Annotated in this window: 1 protein-coding gene and 1 riboswitch; the gene reads right to left on the reverse strand. The window is 59.4% G+C overall.

The genetic code is table 11. The features are described 5' to 3' along the window. On the reverse strand, nucleotides 1-233 hold a 233-nt coding region (locus tag LE190_RS21460), incomplete at its 3' end, for an ECF transporter S component (RefSeq protein WP_225240610.1). 34 nt (nucleotides 234-267) lie between these two features. Continuing rightward, nucleotides 268-371, reverse strand: a riboswitch (TPP riboswitch). Nucleotides 372-456 lie beyond the last annotated feature (85 nt).

Here is a 456-nt window from a genome sequence, read left to right on the forward strand (position 1 = left end):
TCGGAGAGTAAGGCTGCGCCCGGCTTACGAACGATGAGCCCGGCAAGAAGTGCCGGCAGGAACCAGATGCCAGAAAGGATGCCCTCAATGGGCAGATACACCGACGTGGCCGGCTTGAGGAGGCTATATACCGCTCCATAACCGAGGAAGATGACGCCGAATGCCACAGCAATCATCACTGGGGTCACGATGTCGATAGTGCGGTATCGCACGGTGAGTTTGTCGTTGGTCATAGAAGTCCTTCCGCTCATTCGGAAGGGGCGCGAAAGCGCGAAGAGCCCGACTCCCTACGCCGGTCCTAACCGGTTCAGGTTCGAGGGTCTGGGCAGTGCCCACTCTCAGCATCCGACGATGCTCCCCTGTCGTTGCCCTCGATCATAGCTATGACGCCGTGAGATCACCACCGCTCGACGCCACTCGACGCCCGCAAACCATCCGTGGCAATCATGGTTGGGA

It is taken from the genome of Massilia hydrophila, assembly GCF_020208145.1.
GTDB classification, from domain to species: domain Bacteria; phylum Pseudomonadota; class Gammaproteobacteria; order Burkholderiales; family Burkholderiaceae_D; genus Telluria; species Telluria hydrophila.